This window comes from Aeromicrobium sp. P5_D10, assembly GCF_054049535.1.
Map to the genome: position 1 here is coordinate 110,539 of NZ_JBFUME010000007.1, position 6,985 is coordinate 117,523.

Below are 6,985 nucleotides of genomic sequence, written 5' to 3' on the forward strand. Positions count from 1 at the left end.
ATCGGGTCACGTGGTCTGGATGGTGGGACGGAATATCGTCCCGCGCAGCACAACTGTCTCGAGCATGTCGATGTAGTGGGGAACGTCGTCGCCGGAGATGGGCCGGGACTCCTGCCCGGGGTATCCGATGCGCTGTTTGATCTCGGGAATCATCAGGTAGGCGCCGGCTGTCAGCACGCTGAACGCGTCGAACAGCTCCGCCTGCTGATGCAGCTGCTCGATGGCCCCCTGTGGATCGTCCTGCGTACCGACCGCCAACGAGGCGTGGAAGTCGTTGACGAGGTCGGGGCGCGCCGCGAGGGCGACGTCGATCCACTCGGTGTGCACGCCGACCTGGGTCGCCGAGGGCATCCCCTCGGCATCGGGGATGAGGATGTCAGCACGGGGTCCGTAGATGGCACGCTCCTCCTCGGTCAGGATCGAGCTGTCGATGTCGGTCATACGGGGATCTCCTGACTGGAACGGTTGGCGATGAGGTGTTCCATCGCCCGAAGAGTGAGTGCCGTGATGGTGGCGGTCGGATTCGCCGAGGCCGAGGTGACGAACGCGCTGCCGTCGATGACGTAGAGGTTGGGAACATCGTGGGACTGGTGCCACTCGTCGATCACGGAGTCCTTCGGATCCAGCCCCATGCGGGCCGTGCCCATGATGTGCCAGCCGCAGTCCCGCATGAGCGGCGTCAGGTGCACCTCGGTCGCGCCGGCCGCCTCATGGGCCTCCTTGGCACGTTCGAGGTTGAAGGCCATCAGCTTCGTGGTGTTCTCGGACGACTTGTAGATGATCTTGGGCGACGGAACACCGTCGGAGTCGGTCAGTTCGCCGTCGATGGCGACCCGGTTCTCGGAGTCGGGCAGGTCCTCGGCCGTAATACCCCATTCGAACGAACGGCCGACCGTCTTGCGGATGCGACGGTGGAAGTTCGCTCCCCACGTCTCCTCGAGAGGACTGTCGCTGTATCCGGCGCGAAGGCCGAGCGGTCCGCCGCTGGGCATGACCTGCCATTTGCCGCCGCGGACGAATCCCCGGCTGGTGTCGGTCTCATAGAACTCAAAGCTCTGGATCGCGTGGCCCGAAGGACCCAGCCAGCTCTCGAGCGGTTCGTCGTAGACGCCCGTGGCTGCCGCATACGGGTGCATCATGAGTCGTCGACCGACGAGACCCGACGAGTTGCCGAGGCCATCGGGGTGAGCATTCGACTTCGACAGCAGGAGCAACCGGGCGGTGCCGATCCCGTTGGCCGCCATGATCACGACATTGGCCTTCTGGTGACGCTCCACGCCATCGCGGTCGATGTAGATCGCGCCGGTGGCGAGGCCCTTCGCATTGGTCGTGACCTCGCGAACCCGCGCTCCGGTGACGAGCTTGGTGCCCTGCTGGACGGCATCGGTCCAGTGCGTCACGTCGACGGACGCCTTGGCGCCCTCGGGACACCCCGTGAGGCACGTGCCGCGGCGGACGCACGCTTGCATGTGACGATATGGCCGAGCCGAGATTGCCTGCGGGCCCGTCCACCAGTGCCAGCCGAGCTTGTCCAGACCCTGGGCAGCTTTCATGCCGATCTTGTTCAGCGGCATGGGCGGATTGGGGTAGTTGTGCTCATCCGGATACGCCGGGTCGCCGGTCAGACCCGACACGCCCATCGCGATCTCGGCCTTGCGGTAGTAGGGAGCAAGGTCCTCGTACGAGATGGGCCAGTCATCGGCGACACCGTCATCGGAGAAGACCTGGAAGTCTGACGGCAGCATCCGGACCCAGTGGGCGGCGTAGAGGATCGTGCTTCCACCGACACCGTTGAACATCAACGGGTTGACGTCAGAGTCGGTCGTATCGATCGGGTAATCGGCCGACCGGGCGCGCTTGTTGGGGTTGGGGTGCCAGTCCTTCTGCGCCTTGAGCTCCCACTCGGGCTTGTCTCCGGCGAATTCGGTCCGCAAGGTCCAGTCGCCCTGTTCAAGGCAGACGACTTTGAATCCGGCCTTCGACAGCTCGACAGCCGCGAAAGCACCCGATGCCCCGGCGCCGACGATCAGTACGTCGGCGACCTCGCTCTCGTTGTGCTGTTGTTCGGTCATGCTTCCTCCTGTGACGTGATTTTCAAACCGGTGAGATCCGTGGAGGACTCACAGGGAGAACTGGACGGCCCTGCGCTCGGCCAAGATGTGTTTGACGTGCTCCTCGACCAGCTGCAGATGCGCCGGATGGTCGAGGTAGCCGGGGATCTCGTCGGCGCTGGCCAATTCGGCGACAACCCCGAAGTCGAAGTTGCCGTCGCGCAGGCCGAGATCCGGTCCGTAGCGGTACGACACGAGGGAGCCGACTGCGGCGGGCATCTCGGCGAGGGCGAGCTCGAACGCGTCGATCTGTTCTTGAGTCGCCTCGGGCTGCCAGCGGAACATCGCCAGGTGGAGAACGGACATGTCAGCCAGCCATTCAGAACAGGAGGCGCCGAGGCGCCTCGGACGTCATGTACCGGAGCTCGTCCGCCGACAGGCCTTCGTCGAGCATCCCCTCGATGAAGAGCCGGAAGGCCTCGGCCGGGCGGGGGTTGACCTTCTGCCCACCGTCGGTGGCCAGGTGGCAGCCTTCGACCCCGACCTTGCGGATCAGCGATGCGATGTGACCCATGGTCTGTGGAGGAACGATGACCTTCGTGACGAACGCGTACTGCATCTCGTTCATGGCTCCGAGGGAGGCCAGTTCGCTCATGTCTTCGGCTGACGCGCCCACGAACATCGCGTGGGGATGCGTCACGATGAGCCGTTCGATGCCGATCTCCTTGGCGCGCTTGAAGACGAGGATGGCTTCGGCCGGAGAGACGTGACCCGAGCAGAGGATCATGTCGTGCTGTTTGATGAGCTGCAGGATGTCCTCCACCTCGGGCTTGAGGTTGCCGGCGTCGTCGGTCACCACGATGCCCTCGCTCGTGAGAGGAGATTCGGCCTCCAACGTCGGGACGTTGTCGGCGTTGGCCAGGAAGTGCCGGGCACTCAGCGTCGGGAGCCACACGATGCGGCCCCCTTGCTTGGCGGACTCCAGGACTGCGTAGGGATTGAGTCCACCGACCGGGTAGTTGAGCGCGATTCCGCCATAGACCGGGAAGTCCGCGATGGCGCGCGCCGTCTCCGCCCTCGCGGCGGTGTCGGTCGAGTGGCTTTTGACGACAATGGCTTCCATACCGGCCGCCTTCGCATCCTCGGCTGCCTCGATGGCCGAGACCGATCGGGGGAAGATGTCGGGCGCGGTGTGGATGTGGAGATCGATCGCGCCCTGCAGCAGCGAGCGCGAAAGAGCGGCGTTGTCGGTACTCACGCGTTGGTCCCTCCGTCGACGGAGACGGCCTGACCGGTCATATACGAGGCCTCGTCCGAGATCAGGAACGCATTCCAGCTCGCCAACTCCGACGGATCTGCCTGCCGACCCAGTGGCACGCTCGTTCTAATGTCCTCGATGTGCGCCTGCTCCCCGCCGCGGAAGGAGATCGCGGGATCGTTGAAAGGAGTGTCGACCCAGCCCGGGCAGACGCTGTTGGCACGGATGTTGTCCCCGGCGAGCTCCACCGCGAGCGTCCGGGTGAAGGCTATGACCGCGCCCTTGGACGCACCGTAGGCCGTCATACCCGGGAAGCCCTTCACGCCGGCGGCCGATGCCGTGGTCACGATCGCGCCTCCCCCGGCGGCTCGAAGGTGCGGGACTGCGTATTTGGAGGTCAGGAAGCAGGAGCGGACATTGACCCGGAGCTGGTCATCCCAGTCGTCCTCGTCGAGTTCCTCGATGGCACCGGAGCGCTGGATACCGGCCACATTGATGACGGCGTCCAGTCCGCCCATCAGCTCGACGGCCTGCGCCACGGCGTCCGCGACCGATCCGCCGTCGGCGACATCGGCTTTGATGAACGACGGATCGTCGCCCGGATCGCGAAGATCGACGTTGACGACCAAGGCACCCTGCTCCCGCAGGAGCGCAACCGTGGCACGCCCGATCCCCGAGGCCCCGCCAGTGACGATGACACGCTTTCCGCTGTTGCTCATTCCTCAGCTCCGTTCCGCTGCGACGGTCTGCCCGTGCGTTTCGATGTCGGCCAAGCTTTGTACGGCCAATACGAAGCATGACGTTACGGCTCGTTCTCAGGCGTGTCAAGCGTCACATGAGAACTCGCCCTAAACCGATTTGGTGCGGGGCGGAGCGGCTCGTTCGATTCCCGGCCACCTCAGCGACTTCGATAAGGCTATCGCTTTTACGACGCCTGATAGTTAGTATGGCCGTACAAATTTGACCGGCTGGACGCCTGTCACCGAGCACGCAAGGAGCAAGGCCTCATGGGAGCACCGGAAGTAGCCAAGGCCGTCGCGGAGGAACTGGCCAGAGCTGGGAGCAGATATATGTTCGGCGTGCCGGGGGGCGGGAACAACCTTGAAATCGTCGGCGCGGCTGAGGGCGCCGGCATCCGATTCGTCCTGGCTCACACCGAGACTGCTGCCACGATCATGGCCGCGACGTATGGAGACCTGACCCAGCTCCCGACCGCCAGCGTCGTGACTCGAGGACCCGGAGCCGCCAGCGCCGTCAACGGCGTCGCACAGGCTCTCCTCGACCGGCAGCCACTCATCATGCTCACCGACACGGTGAGCGAGAAGGACGCGCCCACGATCTCTCATCAGCGATTGGATCAGCACGAGCTGTTCGCGGCAGTTGCCAAGCTCGGTGGCACAGCGGGCTCCGGCGATGCCGCCGGCACTGCCGCCGAGGCCATCCGGCTCGCCGCAGCCAGCCCCGCGGGTCCGGTCCATCTCGACTTCGACCCCGCAGCCGCATCCAGCCTCGGCGCGCCCCCACGAGGGGAGACCGAACCGCCCACCGCCGACGAGATCGCGCGGCTCGCGTCGCTCCTGAGCGTCAGCGAACGTCCGGTCGTCATCGTCGGCCTGGCAGCTCGAGGCATCGCCGATCAGGTCCGTCAGCTCCTCGACGGCACCAGCATTCCCTCCCTGTGCACGTACCGGGCCAAGGGAGTAGTCCCCGAGTCGTGGCCCAATTTCGCCGGACTGATGACCGGGGCGACCACCGAGTCGGCCGTCCTGCACGCCGCGGATCTCATCATCGCCATCGGCCTCGACACCATCGAGCTGATTCCCAACGCTTGGCCCTACGCAGCACCGTTGGTCTGTCTCAGCGAATGGGCCGAGGATTCCCCCTACTACTCCCCCGATATCGAGCTCGTCGCGCCGCTCCCGGAACTCGTCAAACATCTCGAGGGAAGCTTGACGGACACATGGCCGTCCGACTTCGCGATCACCGAACGCAATATCGGCCGCGACCGCCTGCTGTCAGGGCCAGTGGCCGAGCGCGGTCTCACTCCCCAGGAAGTCGTTCTGCGCACCCGCGCAGCCGCACCGCGATCCGCCATCGCAACGGTCGACGCCGGCGCCCACATGCTCGTGGCGATGCCCCTGTGGGACACCGATCTCGTGGATGGCGCGCTCATCTCCAGCGGCTTGGCGACGATGGGGTTCTCGATACCGGCAGCGATCGCCGCCTCCTTGGCCAATCCTGGCAAACGGGTCATCGCATTCGTGGGCGACGGCGGGCTCGGCATGGCTCTTGCAGAGCTCGAAACGATCTCGCGGCTCGATCTGCCCATCGCCGTCGTGGTGTTCAACGACAGCGCTTTGAGCCTCATCGCGATCAAGGCCAAACCCGAAGGTCACGGTATGCCCAACGCGATCAAGTACGGCGACATCGACTTCGCGGCCATCGCGTCGGCCATGCAGATCGAGTCACGCAGAGCCGACACCCCAGACGACCTCACCAAGGCCCTCGAGGAGGTACTGACTCTCGACGGCCCCTCCTTGATCGACGTGCTTGTCGACCCGGCGGGCTATCCCCACATCATGGACGCCATCCGCGGGCCCCGGGACTGAGAGTCTCGACCGGGTGGCGACTTGTCATGTGCGGCCAAATGCAGAATGATCCACATGGCACGGACATCGCGACAACCAGACCCCAACCCCGGGGCGATGAATCAGCGGTACCGTGTCCCACTCGCGAGAGAAGTGAAATCCAGAGCAGACGAGGTAAAAACCATGAGCACCCGCGCTGAGTCGAGCTACAGTCGAGTGGCGCGCGAATTGCGCGCGCAGATCCTGCAGGGCGCCTTCAGCGACGGCCAAAGGCTGCCGACCGAAGCAGAGCTCTCAGCCGACTATTCGATGAGTCGTCAGACCATCCGTCGAGCTTTTCAAGAACTCGTGTCCGAAGGCATGGTCTACCGCATCCCGGGTCGTGGCACATTCGCCCAGTCCGCGAGCGACGGCTACATCCGCCAGGTCGGTTCCGTCGACGACCTCATGGGCCTGTCGGACGATACCGGAATGGAGATCCTGGAACCCCTCGCGCGAAGGGTCGACCTGATCAGCGCCGGGCGCCTGCGTCTCACGTCTGACGCAGTATTCAGACTCGAATTGGTCCGCACCCACGACGGCACCCGCTTCTGCATCACGACAGTGTTCCTTCCGCCGCATGTCGGCCGGGAACTCATCGACGTTCCCGAACTCACGACAGCGGGCGCCAAGAGCGAACTGACCATCATCGGGCTGATCGACGCACGGCTGAAGGACCCCATCGCGGAAGCACAGCAGAGCATCACCGTCGAGGTGGCCGGCGAGAGGGAGGCCGCCTACCTGGGATGCGATATCGGCCATCCCCTGTTGCGGGTCGACCGCCTGTACCTCGACACCAACGGGCAGGCAGTCGAACTCGCAACGAGCCATTTCCTGCCGGAGCATTACTCGTACCGCATCAGCCTTCGTCGCAACGGCTGAGTCGGCCGAGGCCGCGGCCGTCCTTAGAGTTTGTATTCCTTGAGGAGGGCGCGTCCGATGATCATCTTCTGAATGTCGGAGGTGCCTTCACCGATCAGCATGAACGCGGCCTCACGGTAGAGACGCTCGATCTCGTACTCCTTGGAGTAACCGTAACCACCATGGAT

At 64.7% G+C, this 6,985-nt stretch carries 8 protein-coding genes; 2 read left to right on the top strand and 6 right to left on the bottom strand.

Annotation, left to right across the window (positions count from 1 at the left end; translation table 11 throughout):
* Positions 1 to 6: 6 nt before the first annotated feature.
* The 5 genes from ACXJKC_RS15385 to ACXJKC_RS15405 are packed head-to-tail and all read right to left on the bottom strand — an operon-like array spanning position 7 to position 4,028.
* On the bottom strand, positions 7 to 441 hold the full coding sequence (locus ACXJKC_RS15385) for a hypothetical protein (protein WP_456697615.1): 435 nt from the start codon (positions 439 to 441) through the stop codon (positions 7 to 9).
* On the bottom strand, positions 438 to 2,072 hold the full coding sequence (locus tag ACXJKC_RS15390) for a GMC family oxidoreductase (RefSeq protein WP_456697616.1): 1,635 nt from the start codon (positions 2,070 to 2,072) through the stop codon (positions 438 to 440). The genes ACXJKC_RS15385 and ACXJKC_RS15390 overlap by 4 nt, the downstream gene beginning before the upstream one ends.
* 48 nt (positions 2,073 to 2,120) lie before the next feature.
* Positions 2,121 to 2,417, bottom strand: coding sequence for a Dabb family protein (locus ACXJKC_RS15395; RefSeq protein ID WP_456697617.1), 297 nt, complete (start codon positions 2,415 to 2,417; stop codon positions 2,121 to 2,123).
* Positions 2,418 to 2,430: 13 nt separating this feature from the next.
* Positions 2,431 to 3,309: a DUF6282 family protein gene (locus tag ACXJKC_RS15400; RefSeq protein ID WP_456697618.1), complete on the bottom strand. Its 879-nt coding sequence runs from the start codon at positions 3,307 to 3,309 to the stop codon at positions 2,431 to 2,433.
* Complete coding sequence (locus ACXJKC_RS15405; RefSeq protein ID WP_456697619.1) at positions 3,306 to 4,028, bottom strand: SDR family NAD(P)-dependent oxidoreductase; 723 nt, start codon at positions 4,026 to 4,028, stop codon at positions 3,306 to 3,308. The genes ACXJKC_RS15400 and ACXJKC_RS15405 overlap by 4 nt, the downstream gene beginning before the upstream one ends.
* A gap of 288 nt (positions 4,029 to 4,316) precedes the next feature.
* Here ACXJKC_RS15405 and ACXJKC_RS15410 point away from each other — a divergent pair, with 288 nt between their 5' ends.
* Together ACXJKC_RS15410 and ACXJKC_RS15415 are read left to right on the top strand one after the other, a co-directional pair.
* Positions 4,317 to 5,918 carry a thiamine pyrophosphate-binding protein gene (locus tag ACXJKC_RS15410; RefSeq protein WP_456697620.1) on the top strand — a complete coding sequence of 534 codons (1,602 nt, stop codon included), beginning with the start codon at positions 4,317 to 4,319 and terminating at the stop codon, positions 5,916 to 5,918.
* A gap of 162 nt (positions 5,919 to 6,080) precedes the next feature.
* On the top strand, positions 6,081 to 6,818 hold the full coding sequence (locus ACXJKC_RS15415; RefSeq protein ID WP_456697621.1) for a GntR family transcriptional regulator: 738 nt from the start codon (positions 6,081 to 6,083) through the stop codon (positions 6,816 to 6,818).
* Positions 6,819 to 6,841: 23 nt separating this feature from the next.
* Here the strand turns inward: ACXJKC_RS15415 and ACXJKC_RS15420 are convergent, their stop codons facing one another.
* Complete coding sequence (locus ACXJKC_RS15420; RefSeq protein ID WP_456697624.1) at positions 6,842 to 6,985, bottom strand: acyl-CoA dehydrogenase family protein; 144 nt, start codon at positions 6,983 to 6,985, stop codon at positions 6,842 to 6,844.